At 63.5% G+C, this 25,585-nt stretch carries 25 protein-coding genes; 18 read left to right on the forward strand and 7 right to left on the reverse strand.

Annotated features, from left to right (window positions below; genetic code table 11):
- The first annotated feature begins 41 nt into the window (after positions 1-41).
- The 6 genes from C5L14_RS26760 (at position 42) to C5L14_RS26785 (ending at position 7,433) form a co-directional block, all read left to right on the forward strand.
- A complete protein-coding gene (locus C5L14_RS26760; protein WP_105865114.1) occupies positions 42-1,079 on the forward strand; it encodes an ABC transporter permease subunit in 1,038 nt (345 codons plus the stop codon).
- Positions 1,076-1,819 (forward strand): ATP-binding cassette domain-containing protein, encoded by a 744-nt coding sequence (locus tag C5L14_RS26765; RefSeq protein ID WP_105865115.1) that lies wholly within the window; start codon positions 1,076-1,078, stop codon positions 1,817-1,819. Before C5L14_RS26760 ends, C5L14_RS26765 begins: the two co-directional genes overlap by 4 nt.
- 144 nt (positions 1,820-1,963) lie before the next feature.
- Positions 1,964-2,320, forward strand: coding sequence for a hypothetical protein (locus C5L14_RS26770; RefSeq protein WP_146127030.1), 357 nt, complete (start codon positions 1,964-1,966; stop codon positions 2,318-2,320).
- Positions 2,321-2,437: 117 nt separating this feature from the next.
- A complete protein-coding gene (locus tag C5L14_RS26775; RefSeq protein ID WP_105865117.1) occupies positions 2,438-2,842 on the forward strand; it encodes a FixH family protein in 405 nt (134 codons plus the stop codon).
- The gene (locus C5L14_RS26780) at positions 2,839-4,263 is read left to right on the forward strand and encodes an efflux RND transporter periplasmic adaptor subunit (RefSeq protein ID WP_105865118.1); all 1,425 of its coding nucleotides are present in this window, start codon (positions 2,839-2,841) and stop codon (positions 4,261-4,263) included. Before C5L14_RS26775 ends, C5L14_RS26780 begins: the two co-directional genes overlap by 4 nt.
- A complete protein-coding gene (locus C5L14_RS26785; protein WP_105865119.1) occupies positions 4,260-7,433 on the forward strand; it encodes an efflux RND transporter permease subunit in 3,174 nt (1,057 codons plus the stop codon). The genes C5L14_RS26780 and C5L14_RS26785 overlap by 4 nt, the downstream gene beginning before the upstream one ends.
- Before the next feature lie 28 nt (positions 7,434-7,461).
- On the opposite strand, the gene C5L14_RS26790 is transcribed toward C5L14_RS26785, so the two are convergent.
- A complete protein-coding gene (locus C5L14_RS26790) occupies positions 7,462-7,896 on the reverse strand; it encodes a MarR family winged helix-turn-helix transcriptional regulator (protein WP_105865120.1) in 435 nt (144 codons plus the stop codon).
- A gap of 101 nt (positions 7,897-7,997) precedes the next feature.
- Between C5L14_RS26790 and C5L14_RS26795 the strand changes: the two genes are divergently transcribed.
- From C5L14_RS26795 to maiA, 4 genes are all read left to right on the forward strand, one after another.
- Positions 7,998-9,329, forward strand: a complete 1,332-nt coding sequence (locus C5L14_RS26795; protein WP_105865121.1) for an MFS transporter — start codon at positions 7,998-8,000, stop codon at positions 9,327-9,329.
- Positions 9,330-9,399: 70 nt separating this feature from the next.
- The gene (gene hmgA / locus C5L14_RS26800) at positions 9,400-10,758 is read left to right on the forward strand and encodes a homogentisate 1,2-dioxygenase (protein WP_105865122.1); all 1,359 of its coding nucleotides are present in this window, start codon (positions 9,400-9,402) and stop codon (positions 10,756-10,758) included.
- Complete coding sequence (fahA, locus tag C5L14_RS26805; protein ID WP_105865123.1) at positions 10,758-12,065, forward strand: fumarylacetoacetase; 1,308 nt, start codon at positions 10,758-10,760, stop codon at positions 12,063-12,065. Before hmgA ends, fahA begins: the two co-directional genes overlap by 1 nt.
- A 189-nt stretch (positions 12,066-12,254) precedes the next feature.
- A complete protein-coding gene (maiA, locus tag C5L14_RS26810; RefSeq protein WP_105865124.1) occupies positions 12,255-12,890 on the forward strand; it encodes a maleylacetoacetate isomerase in 636 nt (211 codons plus the stop codon).
- 110 nt (positions 12,891-13,000) lie between these two features.
- Here the strand turns inward: maiA and C5L14_RS26815 are convergent, their stop codons facing one another.
- A complete protein-coding gene (locus C5L14_RS26815) occupies positions 13,001-14,266 on the reverse strand; it encodes an AGE family epimerase/isomerase (protein ID WP_105865125.1) in 1,266 nt (421 codons plus the stop codon).
- A gap of 168 nt (positions 14,267-14,434) precedes the next feature.
- Between C5L14_RS26815 and C5L14_RS26820 the strand changes: the two genes are divergently transcribed.
- Entirely contained in the window at positions 14,435-14,917 is a 483-nt protein-coding gene (locus C5L14_RS26820) for a GNAT family N-acetyltransferase (RefSeq protein WP_245443602.1), read from the forward strand.
- 16 nt (positions 14,918-14,933) lie between these two features.
- On the opposite strand, the gene C5L14_RS26825 is transcribed toward C5L14_RS26820, so the two are convergent.
- From C5L14_RS26825 to C5L14_RS26840, 4 genes are all read right to left on the reverse strand, one after another.
- Positions 14,934-15,434, reverse strand: coding sequence for a DUF523 domain-containing protein (locus C5L14_RS26825; protein ID WP_105865126.1), 501 nt, complete (start codon positions 15,432-15,434; stop codon positions 14,934-14,936).
- An 849-nt stretch (positions 15,435-16,283) separates the two neighbouring features.
- Entirely contained in the window at positions 16,284-17,591 is a 1,308-nt protein-coding gene (gene eno / locus C5L14_RS26830) for a phosphopyruvate hydratase (protein WP_105865127.1), read from the reverse strand.
- Positions 17,588-18,604 (reverse strand): phosphotransferase family protein, encoded by a 1,017-nt coding sequence (locus C5L14_RS26835; RefSeq protein WP_105865209.1) that lies wholly within the window; start codon positions 18,602-18,604, stop codon positions 17,588-17,590. Before C5L14_RS26835 ends, eno begins: the two co-directional genes overlap by 4 nt.
- 7 nt (positions 18,605-18,611) lie before the next feature.
- The gene (locus C5L14_RS26840; protein ID WP_105865128.1) at positions 18,612-19,208 is read right to left on the reverse strand and encodes a TetR/AcrR family transcriptional regulator; all 597 of its coding nucleotides are present in this window, start codon (positions 19,206-19,208) and stop codon (positions 18,612-18,614) included.
- Between the two features lie 67 nt (positions 19,209-19,275).
- Between C5L14_RS26840 and C5L14_RS26845 the strand changes: the two genes are divergently transcribed.
- The 4 genes from C5L14_RS26845 to C5L14_RS26860 all read left to right on the forward strand — a co-directional run bounded on the left by C5L14_RS26845 (position 19,276) and on the right by C5L14_RS26860 (position 22,957).
- Positions 19,276-19,704: a VOC family protein gene (locus tag C5L14_RS26845; RefSeq protein ID WP_105865210.1), complete on the forward strand. Its 429-nt coding sequence runs from the start codon at positions 19,276-19,278 to the stop codon at positions 19,702-19,704.
- A gap of 157 nt (positions 19,705-19,861) precedes the next feature.
- Positions 19,862-20,389 carry a DUF1269 domain-containing protein gene (locus tag C5L14_RS26850; protein WP_105865129.1) on the forward strand — a complete coding sequence of 176 codons (528 nt, stop codon included), beginning with the start codon at positions 19,862-19,864 and terminating at the stop codon, positions 20,387-20,389.
- A 380-nt stretch (positions 20,390-20,769) separates the two neighbouring features.
- The gene (locus C5L14_RS26855) at positions 20,770-21,825 is read left to right on the forward strand and encodes a hypothetical protein (protein WP_105865130.1); all 1,056 of its coding nucleotides are present in this window, start codon (positions 20,770-20,772) and stop codon (positions 21,823-21,825) included.
- 310 nt (positions 21,826-22,135) lie between these two features.
- Positions 22,136-22,957 (forward strand): DeoR/GlpR family DNA-binding transcription regulator, encoded by an 822-nt coding sequence (locus C5L14_RS26860; protein WP_105865131.1) that lies wholly within the window; start codon positions 22,136-22,138, stop codon positions 22,955-22,957.
- A gap of 56 nt (positions 22,958-23,013) precedes the next feature.
- Here the strand turns inward: C5L14_RS26860 and C5L14_RS26865 are convergent, their stop codons facing one another.
- The gene (locus C5L14_RS26865; protein ID WP_105865132.1) at positions 23,014-23,949 is read right to left on the reverse strand and encodes a LysR family transcriptional regulator; all 936 of its coding nucleotides are present in this window, start codon (positions 23,947-23,949) and stop codon (positions 23,014-23,016) included.
- Between the two features lie 95 nt (positions 23,950-24,044).
- On the opposite strand from C5L14_RS26865, the gene C5L14_RS26870 reads away from it, so the two are divergent.
- From C5L14_RS26870 to C5L14_RS26880, 3 genes are all read left to right on the forward strand, one after another.
- Positions 24,045-24,224: a hypothetical protein gene (locus C5L14_RS26870; RefSeq protein ID WP_105865133.1), complete on the forward strand. Its 180-nt coding sequence runs from the start codon at positions 24,045-24,047 to the stop codon at positions 24,222-24,224.
- A 47-nt stretch (positions 24,225-24,271) separates the two neighbouring features.
- Positions 24,272-24,682: a DoxX family protein gene (locus C5L14_RS26875; protein WP_105865134.1), complete on the forward strand. Its 411-nt coding sequence runs from the start codon at positions 24,272-24,274 to the stop codon at positions 24,680-24,682.
- A 248-nt stretch (positions 24,683-24,930) separates the two neighbouring features.
- Positions 24,931-25,530, forward strand: a complete 600-nt coding sequence (locus tag C5L14_RS26880; protein WP_105865135.1) for a nitroreductase family protein — start codon at positions 24,931-24,933, stop codon at positions 25,528-25,530.
- Positions 25,531-25,585: the final 55 nt, after the last annotated feature.

The following is a 25,585-nucleotide window of genomic DNA, read 5'->3' on the forward strand; positions in this document are numbered from 1 at the left end:
CGGCCCGGCGGCCTCTTTATGTCCCCTGAACGGAGCGCCTGATGTCGGCAGCCCAATCTTCCCTCAGCCGGGCGCAGCCCGCGGCAGGACCCCATCCCATCCTTCTGCGCATCGCGGAGCTCAGGGCCTGGCTCTTCCTGGTCCTGCTCCTGGTCTTTTTCGAGTGCTGGGCCCGCATCGCCTATGGCTCGACCTTCGTATTCTCGGTCCCTACCCTGCAGTCGATCTCGATCTATGCCGTCGCGCCGCTCCTGCTGGCGCTCGGCTCGACCTTCGTGATCATCTCGGGCGGCATCGACCTGTCGATCGGCTTCATCATGGGGCTGTCGGCGGTGGTGGCGGCCCATACGGCCAATCTGATGGGCACCTCCATGCCGCCCTTCCCCGCCATGCTGGTCGGCATCGCGGCCGGCGTCGCCGTAGCGACCATCCCCGGCTATATCAACGGCCTCCTGATCTCGAAACTCCGGGTGCCTCCCTTCATCGGCACGCTGGGCATGTATGGCGTGGCGCGCGGCATCGCCTATCTGCTGGCCGGCGGCACCACCGTCCCAGTTTCGAACGGCTGGTTCGCGGCGCTCGGCAATGGCCGCTTCTACGGCGTGCCCGTGGTGGTGATCGTGGCAGCGCTCTTCCTGATCCTGATGCACTATCTGCTCTCGCAGACGCGCTTCGGCCAGCACACCTACGCCATCGGCGCCAGCGAGCAGGCCGCGCTTCGCGCCGGCATCAATGTCAGCCGCCACACCCGCAAACTCTATGTGCTGTCGGCCGTCTGCGCCGGCATCGGCGGCGTGCTCTATGCGGCCCGCTTTACCGCCGGCGCCGCCCAGGCCGGCGAGCCTCTCCTGCTCGATTCGATCGCCGCCGTGGTGATCGGCGGCGCCAGCCTGTTCGGCGGTTCGGGCTCGATCTCGGGCACGCTGGCCGGCGCCCTCGTCATCGCCGTCATCCAGTTCGGCCTCGTCTACATCAATGTCGAACCCTTCTGGCAGTTCGTGTCGGTGGGCGTCGTCATCATCGTTTCCGTGCTGGTCGACCAGGCCCAGCGCAGCATCGCCGGAGGCCGCCGTTCATGAGCAACCAGCCCCTCCTCGACGTGCGCGACGTCTCCAAGCATTTCGGCGGCGTGACCGCGCTCAATGGCGTCTCGCTCCAGCTCAATGCCGGCGAAGTCGTCGCTCTCGCCGGCGACAACGGCGCCGGCAAGTCGACGCTGATCAAGACCATCTCGGGCGTCTACCAGGCCGATGGCGGCGAAATCCGGCTGAAGGGGGAAGTCGTGAAATTCGCGACTCCCGAAGCCGCGCGCGGCCACGGCATCGAGACGATCTACCAGGACCTTGCTCTGGCCGATAATCTTTCCATCGGGGCCAACATCTTTCTGGGACGCGAGCCGATGACGAAAGCCTTCGGCTTTCTGCCCGTGCTCGACCGCAAGAAGATGGCCAAGGCGGCGCAGGAGACCATGGCGCAGCTCGACTTCCATGTGACGCGCCTCGATGCTCCGGTGGGCAATTTCTCCGGTGGCCAGCGCCAGGCGGTCGCCATCGGTCGGGCGGTCTATTGGAACGCGCAGGTACTGATCATGGACGAGCCCACCGCGGCGCTCGGCGTGCCCGAGCAGCGCAAGGTCGTCTCCCTGATCCAAACCCTCAAGGCCCAGGGGCGCGGCATCATCTTCATCTCGCACAATCTGCAGGATATCTTTGCCGTCTCCGACCGGATCGTGGTGCTGCGCCGCGGCACCCTCGCCGGCGAGCGCAAGATCGCCGAAACCAATCATGACGAGATCGTCAAGCTCATGGTGGGCGGCTAGGAAGTGCTAGGAAACAACTGAAGCGCGACCTTTGTCATGCCCTGCAACGACAAAGGTCGAGCCAATTCGATTGGTTTATCTGCCGACGAGAATGTGAACAGGCCCGGGCTTCTCAATTGCGGGGGGGCATGAGATGAAATGCTGGTGACCCGCTGGCTTCTCATATCCCGCCTGCTCTCGATCTTCATGATCGTGAGCCTGCTGATTGCTCCCATGGCGCCTTTCTCGGCAGCCGTGGCGGCCATGCCTATGCCGGCGGCTGACCAGGCAACCATGGCTGCCGACATGCCGTGCTGCCCCAAGGGCAAGCCCTCGCTCCCCGGGGGGCAGAAATCCTGTCCCGTCGCTCTGGTCTGCCTGGCCAAATGCACGGCTGGCGACCCGATCGCCGGATTGATCGTGGCGCCTGCCTTCGAAACCGGCACGCTCGCTTTCTTCGGCAATGATCGCGACAAGACACCTTTCGTGACGGCGCCGCCGGACCGACCTCCCCGCCTCTGAATTCATCCATGGCTCCGCTGGAGCCACTCGTCGCACAGCGTCCGGAGGACGCCGTTGCCCAACCACCGGCGTTTTTAGGACGCCGGTGGATCTGGACGAATTTGGAAGCATCGCAACATGACATCATCAGCCATCAAGCAGGCGGCCATCCCCGCCCTGATCGGGTTTGCCTGGACAATCGCCGCGCCGGCCCAGGCCGGCATCGAAGATTATGAGTTCCAGCTGATCCAACCGGAGATCCGGCAGAGCGAAAGCGCCGAAATCGCCGTCCGCCTCGTCGACAAACGTTCCGGCAAGCCTATCCCCGACGCGGTAATCTTCGCGTCTCGCCTCGACATGGCGCCGGATGGCATGGAGACCATGAAGGCGCCGATCGAGCCGCTCGCTTCCAGCCAGGCCGGCATCTATCGCTTCAAGGCCAGACTGGGCATGGAGGGCGGCTGGCGCTTGTCGCTCGCGGCCAAGCTGCAGGGCGAGACCGGCACGCTCCAGGCCAGGCTCATCTTCAGGGCCGTGCCATGAAGCGAGCCGGCACGACCGTCCTCTTCCTCGCCGCGATCCTCGCGGCGGGGGCGGGAGGCTATTGGGTCGGGCGACAGGGTTTCGCCCATCCCATGCTGCGGCAGATCCTGCCCCGGCTCGACGAGGCCTTGCTCCCGGCAAACACCCAGCCGGCGCCTACCGGACCGGTGATCTATTATCGCGCGCCCGATGCATTGCCGGCCTATTCGGCCATCCCAGCCAAAACCGCCGACGGTCGCGATTTCCTCGCCGTCCACGCCAGCGAGGATGTGGGTTTCGACAAGCCCTCGGTCGAGACCGCCACGGCGTCCGCATCATCGCGGCAGATCCTCTATTACCGAAACCCCATGGGCCTGCCGGATACCTCGCCGGTGCCGAAGAAGGATTCCATGGGGATGGATTACATCCCGGTCCATGCAGACGCAGGCGAGGAAGCAGGAACGGTCAAGGTCGCCTTGGGCAAGCTGCAGCAGACCGGCGTTCGCACCGAGACCGCCGCCAGGCGTTCGCTCGTTCGCCCGTTGCGGGCTCCCGGGAGCGTGCAGCTCGATGAACGCCGCATCAGCGTGGTGACGACCCGCGCCGATGGCTTCATCAACCAGGTCGCCACCGTGACGACCGGCGAGCGGATCGTGAAGGGTCAGGCGCTCTTCCAGCTCTATTCGCCTGAGATCGCTGCCGCCAGCGCGCAATTCCTGACAGACCTCGGCAGTGGCGGACGGGGAAGCCTCACCGGCGGCGGGCGCCAGAGACTGGAGAATCTCGGAGTCCCCGCCGAGGCCATCGCCGACCTCGAACGCAGCCGAAAGGTACCGCTGTCGATGACGTGGCGGTCTCCGCGCGACGGCATCGTACTGCAGCGCAGCGCCAGCGAAGGCATGAAGGCGGCAGCCGGCGACATCCTCTTCCGCCTCGCTGACATCTCGACCGTCTGGGTGCTCGCCGACGTGCCCGAATATGAACTCGGCGGCATCCGGCCGGGCGCCTCGGCGACGATCCGCATACGCAGCCTGCCGGGCCGGAGCTTCGAGGGGCGCGTTTCCCTGCTCTACCCCGAAGTGGCCAGGGAGACCCGCACCGTGCGGGCCAGGATCGAATTGGCCAACCCGGACGGCCTGCTGCGGCCGGACATGTACGCCGATGTCGAGATCGCGGCCGGCGATGCCAATGAGGTGGTCGCGGTTCCCGACAGCGCCGTAATCGACACCGGCACTCGCCAGCTCGTCATCCTTGCCAAGGGCGACGGACGCTTCGAGCCCCGCACTGTCGAGACCGGCGACCGGGGCGGCGGCTTTACCGAGATCCGCCACGGGATCACGGAGGGCGACCGCGTGGTGGTATCAGCCAATTTCCTCATCGATGCCGAAAGCAACCTCAAGGCCGCACTGAACGGCATGACCAGCCCGGAGGTAACGCCATGATCGCCCGGCTCATCGCCTGGTCGGCGCGCAACCTCGTGCTGATTTTCGTCGGCACCGCCTTTGCCGTAGCGGCCGGCCTCTACGCGTTGAAGACCCTGCCTCTCGACGCCATCCCCGATCTCTCGGACGTCCAGGTCATCGTCTACACCGACTATGCCGGCCAGGCCCCGCAGGTCGTCGAGGACCAGGTCACCTATCCCCTCACCTCGGCGATGCTGACGGTGCCGAAATCCAAGGTGGTTCGCGGCTTCTCCTTCTTCGGCGTCTCCTTCGTCTATGTGATCTTCGAGGACGGCACGGACCCCTATTGGGCCCGCAGCCGCGTACTCGAATATCTCAACGCCGCCGCCCAGCGCCTGCCGGCCGGTGTTACCCCGACCCTCGGTCCCGACGCCACCGGCGTCGGCTGGGTCTATCAATATGCCGTCGTCGCCAAGGAGACGTCGCTCGCCGAACTGCGCTCGCTGCAGGATTGGAAGCTGCGCTACGCCGCCTCCAAGGCAGAGGGCGTGGCCGAGGTCGCCAGCGTCGGCGGCTTCGTCAAGCAATACAGCATCGTGGTGGATCCGCTGCGGCTGCGAGCCCAGGGCATTTCCTTGTCGACGGTGCGCGATGCGGTCAGGACCAGCAATCGCGACGTGGGCGCACGCACGCTGGAACTCTCCGAATTCGAATTCATGGTGCGCGGCCGTGGCTATGTTAAATCGCCGGCCGATCTCGAGGAGATCGTACTCAGGACCAGTGCCGGCGTACCTCTTCGTCTCAGGGACGTCGCTCGCGTCGAGATCGGTCCGGACGAGCGCCGCGGCATCACCGAGCTCAATGGCGAAGGCGAGGTGGCGAGCGGCATCGTGCTGCAGCGCGTCGGCGCCAACGCACTCACGGTCATCGACAGTGTCAAGCAGCGGCTGGCCGACATAGCGGCAAGCCTGCCCAAGGGAACCGAGATCGTACCCGTCTATGATCGCTCTCACCTGATCGAGGCGGCGATCGAGACACTCAAGGGAACGCTGTTCGAGGAGAGCGTGATCGTCGCCCTCGTCTGCATCGTGTTTCTTCTTCATCTGCGCAGCGCCCTCGTGGCCATCCTCATGCTGCCCGTCGGTATCCTCATGGCCTTCGCGGCCATGAAGCTGATCGGCCTCGGCTCCAACATCATGAGCCTCGGCGGCATCGCAATCGCCGTCGGAGCCATGATCGACGCCGCCATCGTGATGATCGAGAATGCCCACAAGCATCTCGAACGCGCCGCACCCGGCCAGTCCCGCATTCAGATCCTGACCAATGCCGCCGGCGAGGTCGGTCCGGCCCTGTTCTTCAGCCTGCTCATCATCACGGTGTCCTTCCTGCCGATCTTCACGCTGGAATCGCAGGAAGGGCGGCTGTTCGGGCCGCTTGCCTTCACCAAGACCTTCGCCATGGCCTCCGCCGCCCTCCTGTCGGTCACCCTGGTACCGGCCCTGATGGTGGTGTTCGTGCGCGGCAGGATCATTTCCGAGCACAAAAACCCGGTCAACCGGCTGCTGATCTGGCTCTACCGGCCCGTCATTCACGGCGTCCTGAAAGCCAAGACTCTCACCATCATTCTTGCCTTGGCGGCGCTTGCCGCCACGGTCTGGCCGGCGCGCCAGCTCGGCTCTGAATTCATGCCGACGCTGGACGAGGGCACGCTGATGTATATGCCGACCACCCTGCCGGGTATCTCGATCACCAAGGCCGGTGAATTGCTTCAGATGCAGGACCGCATCATCAAGTCGTTTCCCGAGGTCGCCTCTGTCTATGGCAAAGCGGGACGTGCCTTGACGGCGACCGATCCCGCGCCCACCGAAATGTTCGAAACCATCATCAACCTCAAGCCGAGAGAGCAATGGCGGCCGGGCGTCACCCTCGACAACCTCAAGACGGAAATGGACAGGGCGCTGCAATTTCCAGGTGTGTCGAATGCCTGGACCATGCCGATCCGCGCCCGCATCGACATGCTGTCCACCGGCATCCGCACGCCGGTCGGGGTTAAGGTCTTCGGCACGGACCTTGCCGAGATGGAGAAGATCGCCCGCCAGATCGAGAGCATCCTCAAAACCGTGCCGGGCACCTCCAGCGCCTATGCCGAGCGGGTCATCGGCGGTTACTATCTCGACATCGTGCCGGACAGGGATGCGCTCGGCCGCTACGGCCTCACCATCGGGGATGTCCAGGACGTCATCGCCACGGCACTTGGCGGCGAGACCGTGACCACGACCGTCGAGGGCCGGGAGCGCTATGGCGTGAACATCCGCTACCCGCGCGACCTGCGTTCCAGCCGCCAGGCGATTGCCGCAGACGTGCAGGTTCCCCTGCCCGGTGGCGGCACTATACCGCTGGGCGAGGTGGCGAAGATCGAACTGACACGTGGTGCGACCTCCATCCGTACAGAGAACGGCCTACTCGCGACCTACATCTTCGTGGATATCGCAGGGCGCGATCTCGGCGGTTATGTCGCCGAGGCGCAGAAGGCGGTAGCCGCGCAGGTCACGCTGCCGCCGGGCACTTCGATCGGCTGGAGCGGCCAGTATGAATATCTCCAGCGGGCAGAGGCCCGCCTGAAGATCGTCGTGCCGGTCACGCTGCTCATCATCTTCCTGCTGCTCTATCTCAACTTCCGCAGCCTGACGGAAACGCTGATCGTCATGCTGTCGCTGCCCTTTGCCCTGATCGGCGGCATCTGGCTGATGTGGTGGCTCGGCTTCAACATGTCCGTTGCGGTTGCCGTTGGATTCATCGCTCTGGCGGGCGTGGCTGCGGAAACAGGCGTCGTCATGCTGATCTACCTGCAGCAGGCATTGGCCGAAGTGGAGGCGGAGCGATCCAGCAAGGACCTGCCCTTTACCAGGGCAGATCTTCGCGAAGCGATCATGCTGGGTGCCGTGGAACGGGTTCGCCCCAAGATGATGACGGTCATCGCCATCATGGCTGGGCTCATCCCCATCCTGTGGAGCACGGGGGCCGGATCGGAGGTGATGCAGCGCATCGCGGTTCCCATGATCGGCGGCATGGTGTCCTCGACCCTGCTGACCCTCATGGTCATTCCCGCCATCTATGGCATCATCAAGGGTTGGCATCTGCCCTCCGGCCGAAACCCGGAGGTGGATGCATCGAAGGCGGCCCGGACAATCGATGCCCGAGCCGCCTGACGCCTACGCCGACCTCATACAAATGCGCTCAGCGCAAATCCATGCTCGCCTCGAGCTTGTCGAGGCTGCGTAAGAGCACCTCGGCCTCCGGGCCGAGGGCTGCCAGCATCGTGGCTTCGAAAGCCAGGGCCCGCGGCACGATCTCGGTATAGACGCGCCGGCCCAGCGGCGTGAGGCTGAGGATCTCCTCGCGCCTGTCCTCGACATTCTCGCGGCGCCTGAGCCAGCGGCGTTCCTCCAGCGCCCGCACGGCCCGGCTGACCTTGGTCTTGTGCATCGAGGAATGCGCACCGATCGCCTTCGCACCCATCTCCTCAAATTCGCCCAATGTCGCCAGCACCCGCCATTCGGGCACCGTCAGGTCGTAGTCCGGACCGTAAACGGTCCGGAAGTCGCGTGATACCACCGCGCCGATGCGGTTGAGGCGATAGGGCAGAAAATTCTCGAGCGTGAGCTTGGCCATCCTTTGATAGTTACATTATCGACAGTTACGATTGCAACTTGATAATGAAGCGGTCGTCTCTGCCCTAACGGCCGCATAACCAACGATCGGGGATCGGGAGGATGAAGATGACTTCGATGGCGTCTCGCCTGAAGGTAATGCTTGCCGCTACATTAGGTTCGACACTGGAATGGTATGATTTCTTCATCTTCGCCGCGAGCACGGTGCTCGTTTTCAACAAGGTGTTCTTTCCCGCGGACGACCCCTTTGTCGGCACTCTTCTCGGCCTCGGCACCTTTGCCGCCGGCTTCCTGGCCCGCCCTTTCGGCGGCATCGTCTTCGGCGTGATCGGTGACCGGCTCGGCCGCAAGAACACGCTGATCGTCAGCCTGCTGATGATGGGCGTGGCCACCGTCGCCATCGGCCTCCTGCCGACCTATGAGAGCATCGGCGTCGCAGCTCCCCTCCTGCTTCTGCTCATCCGTATTTTCCAGGGAGTAGCCGTCGGCGGCGAAGCAACCGGCGCCCTGACCATCGTGGCCGAATCCATGCCGGCTCAAAATCGCGGCTTCTGGACCAGCTTTCCGATGGCAAGCGGCCCGGCCGCCAATGTCCTCGCCCTCGGCGTTCTCGGCCTCGTCCAGCTCTGGCTCGGCGAGGAGGCCTTCCTGGCCTGGGGCTGGCGCGTCCCCTTCCTGCTCTCGGTGGTGCTGATCGTTCTCGGCTTCTGGGCCCGCCGACAGGTGGATGAATCGCCAGCCTTCCTGGAGATCAAGGCGGAAACCGAAGTAGCCCATGCGCCGCTGGCCGAAGCCTTCTCGACCCAGAAGGTCTCGATGGCCAAGGTCTTCTTCGTCAAAGCGGCCGAAAACACCCTGCTCTATCTGTTCTCGACCTTCGTGCTGTTGCTTGCGACAACCAGGCTCGGGCTCAGCCGCGCCCAGGCCATCGATGTCGTCCTGATCGCCTCGCTGGCTTCTCTGCCCGTCATTCTCGGTGCAGGCTGGCTCAGCGATCGCATCGGCCGCCGGCCCGTGATGATCGCCGGCTTCATCGGGGCGACCATTGCCGCCTTCGCCCTGTTCACCCTGGCGCAGGGCGCCTCGCCATCGGCCCTTTATCTGCGCGCTGTCCTTGCCCTGTGCACCCATGGTTTCCTGCTCGGCGGCCTTGCGTCCTACGTCACCGAGATGTTTCCGACGCGGGTGCGCTACACCGCTCTTTCCGCATCCTATCAGGCCGCTTCCGTGCTCGGCGGTTCGGTCGCCCCCCTGATCGGCGCGCTCCTGATCGAGCGGACGGGCACGCCCATGTCGGTTGCGGTCTATGCGGCGGCGATGGTGGTGCCGGCCCTGTGCGTGCTCATAGTGACGCCCGAGACACGCGGTAGAAGCGTTGATGACGACGGCCTCGGCCATCCGGTCGCCGCTGCCTTCAGCAAGGAGGATCTGTGATGTCGGCCACAACTTTGATAGTTACAAATGCAACGATTATATCGGCATCAGTCGAATTGAGGAGGTGATCATGAATCTCCAGTCTCCCAAAACCGGTTCCGATCGAGATGGCTCGGTCGCCAGCGCCATCCAGGCCGGCTATATGTCTGGCTTCGGCAACGGTTTCGAAACCGAGGCACTGCCGGGCGCCTTGCCCCTCGGCCGCAATTCTCCGCAACGCTGCGCCTATGGGCTCTATGCCGAGCAACTGAGCGGCTCCCCTTTCACGGCGCCGCGCACCACCAATGAGCGCTCCTGGCTCTACCGCATTCGCCCGACGGTGAGCCATTGGGGCGAGTTCGCCAAGGCCGATATCGGGCTCTGGCGTACGGCACCCGCGCCCGAAATCGATCTGCCGATCGCGCCGCTGCGCTGGGATCCGCTGCCGATCCCGGCGGAGCCGGTTTCCTTCCTCGAGGGCGTGCGCACCCTGACCACGGCCGGCGATGCCACCACCCACGCCGGCATGGGCGCCCATGTCTATCTGATCACCCGCTCGATGGTGGACGAGTATTTCTATGATGCCGACGGCGAACTGCTTTTCGTGCCGCAGCAGGGTTCGCTGCGTCTATGGACGGAATTCGGCATCATCGACATCGAGCCGGGCGAGATCGCCGTCATTCCGCGCGGCGTGAAGATCCGGGTCGAACTCAAGGACGGTCCCGCCCGCGGCTATCTGTGCGAGAATTATGGCGGGGCCTTCACGCTGCCCGAGCGCGGGCCGATCGGGGCCAATTGCCTGGCCAATCAGCGCGACTTCCTCACCCCGGTCGCCGCCTATGAGGACCGGGAGGTCCCTTCCCGCCTCCATGTCAAATGGGGCGGCATTCTCTGGTCCGCCACGATCAACCAATCGCCGCTCGACGTGGTGGCCTGGCACGGCAATTACGCGCCCTATAAATATGACCTCAGGCGCTATTCGCCGGTCGGGCCGGTGCTCTACGACCATGCCGACCCCTCCATCTTCACCGTGCTGACCTCGCCGTCGGAAACGCCGGGCACGGCCAATATCGATTTCGTGATTTTCCCGGATCGCTGGCTCGTGGCCGAGAACACGTTCCGTCCGCCCTGGTACCATATGAACGTGATGAGCGAGTTCATGGGCCTGGTCTATGGCCAATACGATGCCAAGACCGGCGGCGGTTTCGTGCCGGGCGGCGCCTCGCTGCACAACATGATGCTGCCCCATGGGCCCGATCTCGATGCCTTCGAGACGGCAAGCCATATCGAGCTCAAGCCGCACCGGCTGGAACACACCCTGGCCTTCATGTTCGAGAGCCGTTTCCCGCAACGGGTCACCGCCTATGCAGCCAGTTCCGATGCCCTGCAGAAGGATTATGGCGGCTACGGCCACAAGATGACCAAGCATTTCGATCCGAGCAGGCCGTGATGATTGAACTCGACCAGACACACGATCCCAAGCTGACGAGCTGGGTTGCTTCGGCGAACGGCCATGCCGATTTCCCGATCCAGAACCTGCCGCTCGGCATCTTCAGCCCGGGGGGAGCAACACCGCGCGCCGGCGTCGCCATCGGCGACGCCATTCTCGACCTGCGCGCCGTTCTCGACGGCGGCCTTCTCAGCGGCTCAGCCGAACGGGCGGCCCAAGCTGCGCGGGGGAACGATCTCAACAATCTGCTGGCGCTGGGCGCAGGGCCCCGCCGCGCCCTGCGCCAGGCGGTATCCAACCTGCTGGCCGAGGCCAGTTCCCTGCGATCGAGGGTAGAGCCGTTGCTGTACAAGGCCTCGGACTGCCTGCTCGATCTGCCGGCCCGGATCGGGGACTACACCGATTTTTATGTCGGTATTCACCACGCCACCACTGTGGGCAAGCTGTTCCGGCCCGACAATCCGCTCCTGCCCAATTACAAATATGTTCCTATCGGTTATCACGGCCGCGCTTCGTCAGTGCGTCCCTCGGGAATTCCACTCATCCGGCCGCTCGGTCAGGCGAAACGGCCCGAGGCGGAGACACCCACTTTCGGCCCCAGCACAAGGCTGGATTACGAGCTCGAACTCGGCGTCTGGGTGGGCCCCGGCAACGAACTTGGCGTTCCAATCGGCATCTCCGCCGCAGCCGATCATCTTGCAGGCCTCTGCCTGCTCAACGACTGGTCGGCCCGCGACATCCAGGCCTGGGAATATCAGCCTTTGGGGCCCTTCCTCGCCAAGAACTTCGCCACCACCATATCTCCCTGGATCGTCACCGCCGAAGCACTCGCCCCCTTCCGGATCGCACAGCCGCCGCGCCCGGCAGGCGATCCCACGCCACTGCCTTATCTCACCGACGCCGCCGATCAGGCGGAGGGTGCCTTCGACATCGAACTCGAGGTGCTGCTGACCACCGCCGAGATGCGTGCCCGCGGATTGACGGCCCATCCGCTCGCTCGCTCCAATGCCCTGCACATGTATTGGACGGCGGCGCAGATGATCACCCATCACACGTCCAATGGCTGCAATCTGCGTCCCGGCGACCTCCTCGGCACGGGCACGATCTCGGGTCCGGGCCAGGATGGCTGCGGCAGCCTGCTCGAGGCGAGCCAGGGCGGCAAGAATCCCATCCGCCTCGAAACGGGCGAGGAGCGGCATTTCCTCGAAGACGGCGACGAGGTGCTCCTCCGGGGCCGCTGCCGGCGCGAAGGTTTCGCCCCCATCGGCTTCGGGGAATGCCGTGCAGTGATCCGTCCGGCGCTGTAGTCTCGTCGTAAGGATATAGGCTGGCGCGGCTTTGGTGGGCCGATCTCCAGACCGGCCTTGTTATGAGCGATATGGTTCGCAAAAAGATACCGATCCCGCTCCATCTTTCGATGGAGCTGAGGAGATCGGCACACCGGGTTTCGCGCGTATCGGCTCCACCCCTCGCCACGACAGGAAGGCAGCACGCCCATGAAACTTTACACTTATTGGCGCTCCACCTCCTCTTATCGGGTCCGGATCGCGCTTGCCCTCAAGAACCTCGACGCCGAGCATGTTCCCATTCATCTCGTGCGCAATGGCGGCGAACAGCATGCCGAGGCCTATCGGGCGATTAATCCGCAGGAGCGCGTACCGACACTCGAACTCGACGACGGCGCGGCTCTGACGCAATCGTCCGCCATCCTCGAATATCTCGAGGAGACATATCCTACGCCGCCATTGCTGCCTGCCGACCTTACGCAGCGCGCCAAGGTGCGGGCCGTCGCCGCCATCATCGGCAGCGATATCCAGCCTTTGCACAATCTCAGCCCGCTGACCTATCTGCGCCGGACGCTCGGCCAGGCCGAGCCGGAAGTCAGCGCCTGGATCGCAACCTGGGTCGGCTCAGGTCTGAAAGCCGTCGAGGCGCTGATCGGCGATGGCCCCTATTGCTTCGGCGACGCACCGAGCCTGGCCGACGTCTACCTCATCCCGCAGCTCTATGCCGCCCGCCGGTTCGACGTGCCGCTGGATGACTATCCCCGCATCCGCCGCGTCGAGGCCGAGGCCGAAGGGCATCCGGCCTTCGTCAAGGCGCATCCGGCGAACCAGTCCGACGCCGAATGAGAGTGTAGTTGTCCTCAATTGCTCATGAGGAAAGAAATGACTTTTTCTCTATATCTCTTTGTTTAAACGAAATTTCCCTCTCTCGGCGTCGACGCTTGCAGCTCGTGCCTTCACAGCTTCACCCCCTCCGTAATCAGCCCGCGCGTGATGCTGCCGGTGGTCGGCAGCAGCGGGATGAGGCAGGCCTGGAGGGCATGGTAGATGTCGACCTTGCCGTAGAACGGGCCGGTGTTGGGCTGGAGGTCGTCGCCAAGCTGGGGGAACCAGCCGCCATGCACCTTGTCGATGAAGCGCGCGGCGCTGAAGTTCCAGATAGTGCGATACCATTCCTCGTAGAAACCGTCTCCATCGGTGGCGTTGAGGAACGCCGCCGCGCCGATGCCCTCGCAGCAGGGCCACCAATAGCGATCGCGAATGCGCGGCGCACCGGTCCAGTCGAGCGTATAGAAGAAGCCGCCCTTCTCATGGTCCCAGCCGTCCTTGACGGCCTGACGGAACAGGTTCCCGGCGGCGTCGGGCAGCCAGGTGAGCTTGCGCCCGCCCAGTTCCCAGAGCTGCAGCAGCAACCGCGCCCATTCGAGCCAATGACCCGGCGTGGTGCCATAGGGGCGGAAGACCGGGCTGCCGGAATAGTCCTTGTCGAGTTGCCAATCCTGGCTGAAATGCTCGGGCAGATGCCAGCCGTTCCCGGCGGCATGGCGCCGCACGATCAGATCGGCGATGCGCTCGGCCCTGCCGAGATAGGCATTGTCGCCGGTCGCCTCGAAGGCCGCCATCAGGGCCTCCGTCAGATGCATGTTGGAGTTCTGGCCGCGATAGGTGTCGAAGGGCTGCCAGTCGCGGGTGAATTCCTCGGCCGTGGCGCCCGGCCCCTCCTCCCAGAAATGCTCGTCCAGCACGGTGGAGATATCGGTGAGGAGACGGTCGGCATCGGGATGGCCGGCGACCTTGGCGCTCGAGGCCGCCAGCAGCACGAAGGCATGGCCATAGGCCTGCTTAGTGTCGTCGGTCGGGCCCTCATAGCCGACACCCCAGAAATAGCCGCCTTTGTCCTTGTCGCGATGGCCGTTCCAGATGAAGTCCATGCCGTGATCGATCATCACGTCGGCACCGGGGCGCCCCATCAGCTGGGCGATGGCGAAGCAATGCACCATGCGGGTGGTCGAATGGATCTGCCGCGTCGGCGGGCTGCCGGCCGGCTGTCCTGGCGCGAACGGCTTGCAGGCCATGTCGAGGTCGTAGAAGCCGCCGAGGGGGTTGAGGCTGTTCCGCTCGAACACGGAAAACAGGGCTTCGGCCTGCTGCAGCAGCCAGGCCCGATGGGTCGACAACGTCACCCATTTCGGCGTGGCGGAAGCGGAAGCGGCGGACGTCATCGGAAGTCTCCTCGATACGGCACGGATTGGGGCGTCGTTCCCCTGCTTAGAACAGCTCGGGCGCCTGCGCCACAGATTGGTATGAGGAAATGGCGGCTGAGAACGTCGACCGAGCACGGGAATGCCCGTTGCTGCTGGCTGGTGTTGAATGAGATGAGGCGGTTTGAGATGAAGCCCTTCGAGCACCGGGAGGACAGGATGGAGCGAACCATGCGCCTTGCGACACAGGCGGATCTTCCTGCGGTCGAGCGCATCATCGAGGCAGCCTACTCTCCCTATATCGCCCGCATCGGCCGTAAACCCGGACCAATGCTCGATGATCATGCGGCATCGATCCGCGACCGGCATGTGCACCTCATCGAACTCGTGGGGGAGATTCAGGGCATTCTCGTTCTGATTCCCGAGGGTGACGCCCTGCTGCTGGACAATATCGCCATTGCTCCTGCAGCCCAGGGACAGGGTCTTGGTCGCAGCCTGCTGCAAGCTGCCGAGAGCATGGCCCGCAATGCCAGCTATCGCCGCATCCGGCTCTACACCAACGAGGCAATGACGGAAAACATCGCGCTCTACACGCGCCGCGGATATATCGAAACCCATCGCGCCGAGGAAAAAGGCCTGCGCAGGGTCTATATGGAGAAAGACCTGAGCTGATGCAGCCGGATATCCCTCACGCCGCGCCAATGCTTTCCAGTCTGGCCGCGAGAACGGCGATTTCCAACGGCGTGAAAACCTCGAGACCTTCCGCCCGCAGGAGCGCCGCCGTCACGCCAGCGCCGGCATGTTTACGCCCGGCAAACGCTCCATCATAGATGAAGGCACTCCCGCAGGACGGACTTCCGTCGATCAGGAGCGCGAAACGGCAGCCCTCCGCCCGCGCCAAGGCCAGGGCACTCCTTGCTCCGGCGAGATAGAGAGCAGTCACGTCCGCACCGGTGAGATCGACCACGCGTGCCGTGCCTGCCAGCACGTCGCTGCCGGACAAGCCCCTATCGATCTCGGCGGGAGGCCGGGGCACGCTGAATCCTCCGGCGAGTTCGGGGCAGACGACCACGAGACGCCCTTCGTCGCGCCAGCGTGCGAGGTTCGGATGATCCAGCGTCTTCGCGGCTCCGTCATAGCGTACCGGCCGCCCAACGAGGCAGGCACTCACAAGAATCTTGGCCGTCATTGCCCCCTATCACTCCTGCCCATCTGCCCCGTGATAGGAGTAAGCCCTTGCTGCCGCAACCGCCAGCTCCGGATTGAGGCTCGCCGACTGTCGACTCGGCAACCGAACGACATCACGGTACCGCCCTGGTATCAGTCCGGTCACATTCCGGTTCTATGCTCGGGAAGCTGGTATTGGGATTCAGCATGCGGGCCAGACCAATAGCGCGAATTTTCTTAGAATTAGCATATATTAGACAGGCTCAGGTCAGACAATTTTCGACCATCCAAGCAGTGAATCGATTTATCTCGGCGCAAGAGCCATGCAGGCCGTTTTTTGTATTGATGCCTGTAGCCAGCTTTGTTAGGAGGCGGCGCAAGCTTGCGATGAAGTTATGGGGTTGCAAACGCCTTATTTGCCTGGAGATGCTTAACGTTAGCATCCAAGCGCAGATTTCGATTGCAAAAACGTAACGTCATATAGGTAAATACCAGCCGGAGGAGGAAGACGAGCGCTCCCTTCTCCGGCTTTTCTTTGCCTGACGGTCCACGCTCCGCCCGCCCCTCCCGAGCGTCGGCCGGCAGGATGTCTTTTCGCCTCCGCCACGACGATGTCCGCAAACGCGCTGCACCGCCTTTCGAGGGCGCCCCCGGCCGAGAGGCGCTCAAGACAAGGGTATGATGCCAATTGCCTTCTCCCCTAAGAACGGGCGAGTAGGCCCTCACCGGCAGCCTTATCTACAATCCCTTCATCTTGCTCGCCCCTTAGAGCAAAACGCGTTCAAGTGTGAACGCTTATTGTCTCTAACTCTTTGTTCCGACGCGTCTTTGCGATTCGAAGTGATTCCGTCAAATCGCAAAACGCTTTAGGTCAACGTCCGTGGGAGTTCTGCCTCCCCTTGCAGGGCAGGCCTTCGACGCCGGCAAAGCGTGCCCTGGATCCCAAGGCTTCTTCTATGCGCAGGGCCTCGTTCCATTTGGCCATGCGTTCCGAGCGGGCGAAGGATCCGACCTTCAACTGTCCGGCACGCCAGCCTATGGCGAGATGGACGATGGCGACGTCCTCGGTCTCGCCTGAGCGGGCCGACACGATGGTGCCGAAGCCGGCACGCCGTCCCGCCTCGCAGGCTGCCTTGGCCTCGCTGACCGTGCCAGCCTGGTTGACCTTCACCAGCACCGCGTTGACGGTCTGGTTTCTCGCCGCCTGTTCGACCAGCCCGGCATTGGTGACCAGGAAATCATCGCCGATGACCTGAATGCGATGGCCCACGGCCGCGGTAAAGCGGGCCAGTCCTAGAGCATCGTCCTCGGCGAAGGGATCCTCGATCGAAAGGATGGGATAGCGCTCGCACCAGCCCAGGAGATAATCCGCCAAGCCATCCCGATCGAGTTCGCGCCCCTCCAGGCCGAGCCGATACCGCCCGTCGCGGCCGAATTCGGAAGCGGCTATATCGAGCGAGATCGCGACTTCGTCGCCCGGGGTGAAACCAGCGCGCTCGATGGCCAGCACCAGCGTATCGAGTGCCTCTTCATTGGAGTTGAAGGCCGGCCACCAGCCTCCTTCATCCGCAACGCCCTGCAGCAGGCCACGCTCGGCCATGATCTTTCCGGCCGCAAGGTAGACCTCGGCCGTGATCTCCAGCGCCTCGGCGAAGCTCACCGCCTTCGGCGCCATCACCATGAAATCCTGGATGTCGGTGCGGCGGCCGGCATGGGCGCCTCCGCCGAAGATCTGGATCTCCGGCAGGGGAAGGCTGACCTCCCCCTCCCCGGCCAGATATCGCCACAACGGCAGGCCTCGGCTCGCGGCGGCCGCGTGCAGCACGGCGAGCGAAACCGCGACGGTGGCATTGCCGCCGAGTCTCTGCTTGGTCGGCGTGCCGTCCAGTGCGATCAGCGCCGCATCCAGCCCCGCCTGATCGAACGGGTCGCGGCCCATCAGCAGCGGAGCGACCTCCTCGCGGATACCGGCGAGAGCTCCCTGGACGTCGAGGCCTCCCAGCTTTTCGCCGCCATCCCGCCGTTCGAGCGCCTCACGGCTACCCCGGGAGGCGCCGGCCGGGGCGATGCCCCGCCCGATTGTGCCATCGCTGAGTTCGACTTCGGCTTCGACTGTCGGACGACCGCGAGAATCCCAGATCCGGCGCGCAACAAGTCTACGAATGGCTATATCGGTCATTGGCGGATCCAGGCATTGGCGATGGCGATCAGATCTTGCTGCGGGTCGGCGATCAGGGGTCTGGCAAAGCGGCGCACGGCCTCGCGTTCATCCGCATGCGCCAGATATTCGACGGGCGACTTGCCATCCACCCGCGCCAGAAACAGCACCGGCAGCAGGGCAGCGGTCCTGGCCTCGAGATCGGCGCGGTCTTCCCAGTCGATCCTGTCGAAATAGGCGCTGACCAGGGCTTCGAAGGCACCGCGATAGGCCGCGCGCGGCACGCCCCGCCGCGCGCCCTTCAACAGGAGATGATTGAGGCAGAAGGCGAGATCGAAGGCCGGATCGCCAAAGCAGGCACATTCAGCGTCGAGAAAAACCGGGCCTTTCTGCCCGCACAGAATATTCTTGGGGCTGACATCGCCGTGAATCAGCGCCTTCTTGTTGGCGAGCGTGCGAGTGGCGACGGCCTCAATCTTGCCAGCCAGGTCGGGATGAGCGCGGGCCGTGGCAATGAGATAAGGCTCGATGCGGATCGGCTGGAAGGTCGCATCATTGGCAAAACGGGCTGCCAGGCCCGCTTGCCGCGCGCTGGCGGCATGAATGAGGCCTAGATCGGCGCCGACGCGGCCCGCAAAGGTAGCGTCGACTCGCTGCGCCAGCAAATCGACCTTCCAGACCGGGTTGAGTTCGGGAGGCAGAAAGGCCATTGCGAACAGGCCGAGTTGTTCGTCCTGGCCAAGCAAGGTCGGCACGCCGTCGGGCAACCACTGGCCGACCTGACGGATCCAGGCCGCCTCTGCGGCATTGCGGTTCGTCGGCGCCTCCCAGACGGCAGCCACCTTGAGGCGGGCCAAAGCCCGCTTGATGCAAAAGCGCCGGCTCGGCGTTTCGACCAGGTGGATGTCGGAGGAAACTCCCCCGGTCAACGCCGTAAAGCGCGCCTCCTCTCCCGGCCCGAGCAGTCCCATACGGCGCAACGCGGCGGAGATCGTCAGCGCGGCGTCTTCGGAGAGGTGATCGGAATGCGCCATCTGATCCTCATCCAGCCGCAGGACGCAGGCCATCGAGCACGGCCCGGATGAGCGCCCGCCATTCCTCTCCATCCGCCCCCGCCGCAATCGACAGTGCCGCCCTGTCATAGACCGCAGACAGAAGCAGTGCCGCCTCATCGACAGGCACCGGCCGCAACGCCCCGTCTGCAACCGCGGCGGCAATGCCTTCGCGCAGCGTGCGTCCGCCATGGCTGGCATCGATGGCATCCATCGTTTCCCGTCCCAGCACGGCCGGAGCCTCGATCAGCAAGAGCCGGGTACGCCCCGGCTCTGACATGGCGGCCAGAAAAGCCTCCCCGCCCGCGATCAGCGCTTCCATTGCCCCCAGTTCTGCCGGTGCCGCCCGCTCGATCTCGTCGGCCAATGCGGCATTCTCCGTCTCCACGACTGCGCGGAACAGCGCCTGCTTGTCAGCGAAATGATGATAGAGCGCACCGCGCGTCACGCCTGCCTCCGCCACCAGTTCAGGCGTCCCCGTGTCAGCATAGCCCTTGGCCACGAACAAGCGCCGGGCAGCCGCAATCAAGGCCGTTCGAGTTCTGAGCGTGCGATCCGGATTGGTACGTCGGCCACCTTCTTGCATACATGCAGCCTGTATGTTAATAAAAACATTCAGTCTGCATGTTTATAGGAGAGGCGCAGGAATGTCCATGAAGATCACCAGCTACTATCCCGTGATCATGACCAAACAAGTGGCCGCGACTGCGGCTTTCTATGTCGAGCACCTGGGTTTCCGGATCCTGTTCGAAGCCGACTGGTATGTGCATCTGCAATCGGAGGCCGACGAGACGGTCAATCTCGCCGTGCTCGATGGCGATCATCACACCATTCCCGAACAGACGCGCGGCGGGCAGGCCGGCGGTCTTCTGCTCAATTTCGAAGTCGGCGATGTCGATACCGAATATGCAAGACTCAAGCAGGCGGGCCTGCCAATCCTGCTGGACTTGCGCGACGAGGCGTTCGGGCAGCGTCATTTCATCACGGCCGATCCCAATGGCGTGCTGATCGACGTGATCAAACCCATTCCACCCACGCAAGAATTCGCCGGCAATTATGCGTCCAATGCCGCACCCCAGTGAGATCGGGCAAGCGGAAGGCTGCCATCGAAATCGCTGCGCCTCTGCGGCAGGGAACAATCCGGCCCGACAACGGTCATATGGATTCAACAAGGTTGCTGGATAAGCAGCTTTCACGACGCCTCATGCGCGTCATCACGGGCCATCATAGGAGCTTTGGATGTCCGATCTCATTGTCATCGGCTTTGATTCCATCGATGAAGCAGACAAGGTCCTGCTCAAGCTGGATGCGCTGAAGAAGGAATATCTGGTCGATCTCGAAGATGCCGTGGTGGTTACCCGCAATGCCGAGGGCAAGGTTCATCTCAAGCAAAGCATCAACCTGACCGGCATCGGCGCGAGTTCCGGCCTGCTCTCCGGTGCGCTGTGGGGTGGACTTGTCGGCCTGCTCTTCCTCAATCCGCTGGCCGGTTTCGCCATCGGCGGCGCCGTCGGCGCGGGCGTCGGCGCCCTCTCCGGTTCGCTGGCGGATTATGGCATCGACGACGACTTCATCAAGTCGCTCGGCCAGACCATTCCCAACAATTCCTCGGCCCTGTTCGTGCTGGTCCGCAAGGTTCAGCCAGAGAAGGTGCTGGCCGAGTTCAGCGGCCTCAAGGGGCGGGTCATCAAGACCTCGCTGTCGCCGGAACAGGAGCAGAAGCTGCAGGAAGCTTTGTCGGCAGCGCCCGCCCCAATTAGCGGCTGAGTTCGTTTTTCTCCCATGCAGCGCGGCCAGCCCGACAGCCGGCCGCCGACACTCTCGCCTCGGTTCCGTAGCCGGCAGCGGCGTCCTCAGCGCGCCGCTGCTTCCAGCCAGGCAAAATCGCTTCGCGTCATCCGAACGGGCGGCGAAGCGGCATCGCAGGCCGCCCCGCGCGCGGCGGCGGATGATGAATCTCATCCATACGACGTCTCATCGTCCTTTGACGGGGATTCCTGCTCCCTGCGGCTACGACAATCCTTGCGAACGGAAAACTTTGCACTGGTTTGAAAGATTTTGATCGTATATGAGTGTCATTGAAATGAATGCGACTCGCCGCTGCGAGGAAGCGGCGGCATTCATCGCCAGTCCAAGGAGCCTATGCGATGGCCTACCCCCAAACCCGCCTCGACCAGAAACTGCGCAACATTCGAGCGGGCAACTACAAGCGTTCCGACTTCATCATCGCCGATGCCAAGGACGGCGACATGGGCTCCGGCCTGGCCGCGACCGGCTTTGCCCGCAGCGCCGATGGCGGCCAGGGCCGCGTGCGTACGCGCAGCGAATTTATCGACCAGATCCAGGCCATCGTCGAACAGGATATCGTCGACATCATGCTGGTGTCGGCCTCCAATCTCGAACTGCTGCATGAGCGCGGCGTCTTCCGCAATTCGGCGGTGAAGCCCGCCATTCGCGCCAATGACACCACCGATTGCTGGGGCGGCGTGCGTCACCAGGCCTATACCAAGCACCCCTCCCGCCATTTCCGGACCGCCAACCTTTCGCGCGCCATGTACGGCACCAACGAGCCTGCGATCGGCGCTCCCGTGATCGGCACCGATCTCGGCCTCTATTCGGTGACATTCCTCAACGACATCGATCACGATTACGAGGCGCTCGATGCCTTCGCTGCTTTCCGCGAAGAGGCCGCCGATAACAATTTCAAGTACTTCTTCGAGGTCTTCAATCCCAATGTCGATTGCGGCCTCGATCGCGAGCAGATCGGCGAATATATCAATGACAGCATCCTGCGCTGCCTTGCCGGCGTGACCAAGGCGGACCGCCCGCAATTCCTCAAGATCGTCTATAACGGCCCCAAGGCCTTGGAGGAATTGGCGAGCTTCGATCCCAGCCTGGTGGTCGGCGTGCTCGGCGGGGGCGCCGGCACCACCCGCGATACCTTCGAATTGCTGCACCAGGCCGAAAAATATGGCGGCCGCGTCGCCTTGTTCGGCCGCAAGATCAACCTCGCCGAGGACCCGCTCGCGCTGCTGGCGCTGATGCGCCAGGTTGCCGACGGCAGCATCGCGCCGGACGAGGCCGTCAAGGCCTACCATGGCGAACTGTCCAAGAGCGGCCTCAAGCCCAAGCGCAGCCTGGAGGATGATCTGGCGATCGCCGAGGACGTGCTCAAGCCGGCAGCCCTGAAGAAGGTGGCCTGACGATCTTCACCGTTCGGCCTGCCAGGCCGATTTGGCAAGGCGGATCCCGTCGATCCGCCTTTTGTCCATCTGGGAAGCAACGTGCTTCGATGGCAGAATCTGCAAGATTGTGCCTAAGTCTGGCCTGTGTGGTCCTGCGGCGCCGGGGTGGTCCATCCCCTTCGGGGCCGTATCGATGATCCACACGCCTAGAGCAAAGTGCGATTTCTCCGAATCGCACTTTGCTCTCTTATTCCTTGTTTTGACGCGTTTTCTTAATCGAAAAGTCTGTCAACTTTTCTGGAAAACGCTCTAAAGGAGCCCGCATTATATGGAAGCCCCCACCAAACGCGTCGAGATCATCCCCGCCAAAAGGCGGGCGCTCATTCTGGAGCATCTGCGCATCAACGGGGCGGCCTCCATCCAGGAACTGGCCGACTCGATCGGTGGCTCGCAATCGACCATTCGCCGCGACCTCGAACATTTGATGGAAGGTGGCTATCTTGAGCGCACCCATGGCGGCGCCCTGCTGGTGCCGCCATTGCAGGCAACGTTCGAACGTGAATCGCAGATCAACGCCCATATGCAGCGCGCCCAGAAGATCGCCATCGGCGCCGAGGCGGCCTTGCGCATCAACAATCGCGAGAGCGTGATCTTCGAAGCCAGTTCCACCGTGATGGAAGTAGTGCGGGCCGCCGCCCTGCGCGATCTTTCCCTCACCGTCGTCACCAACAGCCTGGAGATCGCCCAGGTGAGTTCCGACGTACCGAGCTGGCGCGTGATCATGCCGGGCGGCACCATTCGGCCCGGCGGCTGGCGCTCGCTCTGGGGCGAGCCGGGCGAGAGCTTCTTCAACACCGTGCATGCCGATGTCTGTGTCACCGGCGCCTATGCCGTCAGCGGCAATGTCCTCACCGACGCCGCGCTCGAAGTCGCCTCGCTCAAGCGCAAGATGATCCAGTCTTCCCGCCGCACCATCGTAGTGGTCGACAGCTCGAAATTCTCGGCGCCTTCCTTCTCGACTTTCTGCGAGCTCTCCGCCATCGACGAATTGATCACCGATGACGGCATCAAGCCCGAATATCTGGAAGCGCTTCAGAGCTACGGCACCAAGGTCACCGTCGTGCCGATGAAGGGGACGGCACCGCGATAGGCCGCTCTCATCAGCGACCTGTTGCCTTCCAAGGCGAGGCGGGCTCCTTGCTGCGCTTACGCCGCGCTACGCGCAGCGGCAAGTGCCTCGCCGGTCTCGTCCAGCGCCGCCTTCAGCTTGGCAAGCAGCCAGCTCGCAGCAGGGCCGAGAGCGGTATCCGTGCGCCGGATACTCTGCAGAGGGTAGAGATTGCGGTCCCAGCCCGTCATGGCCAGGCGCACCAGCCGGCCAGCGGCGATGTCGTCATTCACCATGTCCTCCGGCATGCTGCCCCAGCCGATGCCCGAGCGGAGCAGCATGAATTTGGCGCCGAGATCGGCGATGCGCCAAGTCTTCGAGCTGACCACGCCGAATTCCTGTCCCTCGGTGAATTTGGAGCGATCGGTCAGGACAAGCTGCACATGCTCCTGCGCCCTGACATCGGCCTCCTCGCTGCCGAGCCCGGCCAGAGGATGCGAGGGAGAGGCCACGGGAATCAGGCGGATGGAACCGATGCCGCGCCGCTCGATGCCGATGATGTCCCGCGAGAGCGGCCCACCGACACCGAGATCGGCAATGCCATCCAGCACATGTTGGGTGACGGCGCCGAGCGCCTCGACATGCAGGCGCAGCGACACGGTGGGAAACTCCGCCTGGAAGGCGTTGAGCACCCGCACCAGGGCGCAGGGCGGCAACATGACATCGACAGTCAGCGTGACCTCGGCCTCCAGCCCGGAGGTGAGCCCCTTGGCCTTGGCGATCAGGCTCCCGACACCGCGCGCCACGACGCGAGCCTCGGCCAGCATGGCCTTGCCCCCTTCGGTGAGCTGGGGCTTGCGGGTGGACTGGCGATCGAAGAGCTCCAGGCCGAGCTGGGCTTCCAGATTGGCAATGGTATAGCTGACCACCGAGGTGGCCCGCCCGAGCTGGCGAGCCGCGCCCGCGAAGCTGCCGGCCTCGACGATGGCCAGGAAGACCTGAAGCTGGTCGAGCGTGGGACGGGGATCTGACATATCAACTTTCTCGAACCTATTTGTCTATATTATCCATATTTTCCTGGACATCAATCTTTGAGATAACGGCGTCAAGTTCAGATGAGGTGCACGCCATGTCTATCACCAGCCTGTTGGACTGCCTGTTCGGACGCAAAGCCAGTTTCCCTGCCTCCGCCAAGGAGCAGGCTTCGCCGCTTCCGAAGATCCATATCGTGGCCCTCGCCCCCTCGGGTGCCACGGATGCATTGGCCAAGGCGCTGGAAAGTGCGCACTTCACCGAGATCAAAGGCTGAGGGGATAGTCCCGTTCACCGCCTCCCCAATCATAAAGAGAAACTGCCATGTCCTCAGACGTTCGCTACACCCCCTTGCTCGGCCGCGTACTGATCGCGGCGATCTTTCTTCTCAGTGGCTTCGGCAAGCTGACGGCGCCTGCCGCCACGGCCGGCTACATCGCAGCCGTCGGCCTGCCGCTTCCCTATCTCGGCGTCATCATCGCCATCCTGGTCGAGCTTGTCGGCGGCCTCCTGCTGATCGCCGGCTACCAGACCCGCCTCGTCGCCCTTGCCATGGCGGTGTTCTCGGTCGCCGCCGCCGCTTTCTTCCATAACAATCTGGGCGATCAGAACCAGTTCATCCACTTCTTCAAGAACATCGCCATGGCCGGCGGCCTGCTCCAGATCGTGGCCTTCGGTGCCGGCAGCCTCAGCGTCGACGCCGTGCTCAACCGGAAAACCGTTGCGACCGCCTGAGGAGGAAGGCCGGGCCGGCCCGGCCTTGCGTCGCCAACTGCCAGACGGATCGCAGCGGTCCGTCTGGCCTTTTGGCAACGCTGTTCCATTCTCCGAGGGAAGCGCTACGACATCTCAACGTTTTCCCATCTAACCATCGAGATTGTCGCGGTAGCCATGCCGGCTCGTTTCGGGCATGGAAAGCCGCGATAGAACCTTCCGCCCATGATGGCTCCTCCCCGCCGTCAAGAAGATAGAGAAGACACCTCATGTCCAAAACCTTCATCGACCATATCAAGACCCGCCGCACCCAATACGCCCTGGGCAAGACGCTGCCCAAGAGCGAGGAAGAGATCAGCAGATTGATCCAGGACGTGATCAAGCATGTGCCTTCCTCCTTCAATTCGCAGAGCTCGCGCGCCGTGATCCTGTTCGGCAAGCAGAGCGACAAGTTCTGGCATCTGACGAAGGAAATTCTGCGCAAGATCGTGCCGGCCGACAGCTTCGCCTCGACCGAGGCCAAGATGGATTCCTTCGCCGCCGGCGCCGGTACCGTGCTGTTCTTCGAGGACCAGGACGTGGTGAAGAGCCTGCAGGAGAAATTCCCGCTCTATGCCGACAACTTCCCGGTCTGGTCCGAGCAGTCCGGCGGCATGGCCCAGTTCGCCGTATGGACGGCGCTGGCCGAGCATGGCATCGGCGCCAGCCTGCAGCATTACGCGCCGCTGGTCGACGAGGCCGTGCAGAAGGAATGGGATGTGCCGAAATCCTGGAAGCTGCGCGCCCAGATGCCCTTCGGCTCCAACGAACAGCCCTTCCCCGAGAAGAGCTTCATGAACGACAATGACCGCTTCAAGGTCTTCAGCTGAAGACAGGAGACCTTGCCCACCCGCACCGGTCTAACAGACGGAAAAGGCCGCTCCA

The organism is Labrys okinawensis (genome assembly GCF_002982075.1).
Taxonomy (GTDB): Bacteria; Pseudomonadota; Alphaproteobacteria; order Rhizobiales; family Labraceae; genus Labrys; species Labrys okinawensis_A.